This is a genomic window from Thermoproteus sp. CP80 (assembly GCF_002077075.2).
GTDB lineage: Archaea > Thermoproteota > Thermoprotei > Thermoproteales > Thermoproteaceae > Thermoproteus.
On the sequence record NZ_LCWM02000058.1, the window covers coordinates 1 to 2,657 of the forward strand.

Annotated in this window: 3 protein-coding genes and 1 pseudogene; 3 read left to right on the plus strand and 1 reads right to left on the minus strand. The window is 63.8% G+C overall.

The genetic code is table 11. The features are described 5' to 3' along the window. Nucleotides 1–235: 235 nt before the first annotated feature. Nucleotides 236–376, plus strand: coding sequence for a hypothetical protein (locus B7L68_RS08790; RefSeq protein ID WP_162008425.1), 141 nt, complete (start codon nucleotides 236–238; stop codon nucleotides 374–376). 405 nt (nucleotides 377–781) lie between these two features. Here B7L68_RS08790 and B7L68_RS08795 read toward each other — a convergent pair whose 3' ends face one another. Further along, nucleotides 782–1,213: a hypothetical protein gene (locus B7L68_RS08795; protein WP_162008426.1), complete on the minus strand. Its 432-nt coding sequence runs from the start codon at nucleotides 1,211–1,213 to the stop codon at nucleotides 782–784. A 56-nt stretch (nucleotides 1,214–1,269) separates the two neighbouring features. Here B7L68_RS08795 and B7L68_RS08240 point away from each other — a divergent pair, with 56 nt between their 5' ends. After that, nucleotides 1,270–2,124 (plus strand): hypothetical protein, encoded by an 855-nt coding sequence (locus B7L68_RS08240; protein WP_081247181.1) that lies wholly within the window; start codon nucleotides 1,270–1,272, stop codon nucleotides 2,122–2,124. Between the two features lie 52 nt (nucleotides 2,125–2,176). Further along, nucleotides 2,177–2,278, plus strand: a pseudogene (locus B7L68_RS08995) (Trm112 family protein); the annotation flags it as partial. Nucleotides 2,279–2,657: the final 379 nt, after the last annotated feature.

Genomic DNA, 2,657 nt, shown 5'->3' on the forward strand with positions numbered 1-2,657 from the left:
CATGCTCCCCGACGAGTTGAGGAACGAAAAGGACGAGGTAGAGTTCCTAAAGTCCATAAAGGACGAGCTCGAGAAGGCCGCCCCCGAGCTCGCCAAGAAGGTGCTCTACGAAGGCAAGCCGTTTAGGCTAAAACAGTAGTAGCCGGTCGAAGCTGTTGTCGGCAAGTGGTCGATAAGGCAAAGCGGAGAGGCTCCACATTAGAGAGGCGAGGTTAAGGACGGCGAGCTATACGCCGTGGTCGAGGCCGAGATGGACGGCGCCGTAGAGGAGTATAGAATGACGTTAACCCGCGAGGGAGACGGCGCGAGGCGCCTCCAGTTCTACGTGAGGGGCGAGGGGGCAGTCGCTAGGGCCGTCAAGCTGGTGGAGGCGTGAGACCGCACAGCCTTGGCAGATGTTCGCCTGGACTGCGGCGAGATATGGAGAGCTCTACGCATACGTCGCCTCGGCCAACTTGACGCGCGAGGGGGCAGGCGTGTCGATACATATCAAGGCGAGGGGCTGGATGCAGAGGTGGAGTAAGGCGGAGGCCATAGATCTGGTGGCTAGCCACCTCAGGCGCGGGGAGTGGGCGCCCCTGCTAACAATGTGGCTTGGGGATGGGAAGGCCGTACGAAAGAGTATTTTACGCGGCAAATATCATTACTGGCTGAGGCTTAGGAGGGCGGTCGGCGACGCGGTGGTGCCTGTCCTACACGTCTACCGCGACCCCGCCCTCTTCGAGAGGTTCCTGGCGCTGTACCGCGACACGCACGCCCTGGCCATAGGCGCCGCGGTGCCCTACGTCTTAATCACGCGGGGCGTCCCCCGAGGCTCTCGAGAGCTGGCGCTACGCCTAATACAGAGGGCTAGGGAGGAGTTTAAAGGCCCCATCCACGTGCTGGGGATGGGGAACCCCGCCGTGACGCCCATCCTCGCGGCGGTGGGCGTAGACAGCACAGACAGCGCCACGTGGCGCCTCAAGGCGGCGTACGGCAAGGTGCTCCTGCCCGGCGAGGGCGAGCGCCACGTCACAGACCGCAGAGTCAACTTCGGAAAGGCGAAGCCCAAAGATGGCGAGCTGGAGGAGCTGCACAACTTCTTGAACGCCCGCGGCTTCCCCCTCCTGGAGGACTTCTTCGAGAGGATAAGAACCAGCTTCGAGTACCGGGCCCTAGTCAACGCCTTCGTCGTCATACACTCCACACGCCCCCCACCTTCAGAAGGCTCCACGCCCTCGTCGCGCAGGCCGCGTCAAAAATTTAAGTGGGGACCCCCAGTAGGAGGCGGTGGCCCTCTCGCGACCAACTGCGCTACACGCGCTGGCCATCTTCCTAGCCTTCCTCGTGCTGTCGCACGAGTCGGGGGAGCTCCTCTACCTCTGGCCCGGCGTCGCCGCGCCCTACCTCCTCGCGGCGTTGAAGAGAGACCGCTACTCGCTGGCGGCGTCGGCCTTGGCCCTCCTCTACCTGGCGCTACACGGCGGGTACAGCGACTTCATGAGCCTCCTGGAGCTGGCCGCCATAGGCATGGCGGCGCTGGAAATCCGCAGGCCGCTCGGCGCCGTGGCCTACGCATACGCCGTCGCCATCACCCTCCTGCCCCACACCGTGTACAGCTACTTTTTCATAATGCTGACCGCGGCGGTAGCCTCCGCGGTGCCTTCCCGATGGCACCTCGGCCTCGCCTTCGCCGCCGTGGACTCCGTGGTTATTCTCGCCGACACCTACCACTTCAGGCTCATGGAGGCCGCGTTGGTTTTAGCCGGCGCCGCCGGGCTAATCGCCGTGCAGAGCCGGCCCGCAAAGCTGGCGTTTCTGCCGCTCCTAGCGCTGGGCGCCGCCGCGGATCAGTTCCTGGTGGGCGGATGGATGGCGCTGAGCTACCCGCCCATACTCCACGCCTACTACGCCATACCTCTCGCCGTACCCATCGCCGCGAAGGCCCTAGCCACCGCCGCGCTCCTCTGGGACGGCAGGAAGAGGATAAACGAGCTGGCGGGGGCCGCCGTCGTGTCGCTGTATCTCTGGCTCGTCCCCAACCCAAGCGGCTATGTCGTCTACTCCCTAAACGGCTGGCCGCTGATACCCCTAGCCCCAACCGCGGCCGCCGCGTACGCCCTCCACAGAGCACGCGGCTCGTAGGGGGCCTGAGACCCGGCGCGGCCCAAATTTATTATCGGGTAATTGACGACCTATGAAGTATAGGTTGATGGACGCCTTGGCCTGCCCCTACGACAAGACGTTTCCCCTCCGCCTCTTGGCGATTAAACGCGTTGAGCATCCAGAGAGGCAGTATATCTGAAGGACGAGCTCGAGAAGGCCGCCCCCGAGCTCGCCGAGAAGGCGCTCTACGAAGGCAAGCCGTTTAGGTTGAGGCAGTAGCCCCAGCCGCTACCCTGGCGAGACCTGCAGAAGACGATTTGCAGCCTAAACGCGATACTGATAGACGGGCGTCGCTGAGTGGCGTATCGATGCTATGTGCAGGCCGGCCTTCTGGACGTATACGCCGCGGCGTTGCCGGAGTCATCCAGCCGCTGATCAGACAGTGTGCGCCACTACATATAGCCGAGAAAACCATGGCGGGCCCGGTGGGACTCTCGGGGCCATCCCCCTTCGAACCCACGACCTACGGGTTTCCACGGGCGCCTTCGCCCTTAAGAGCCGCGGCGGACGTC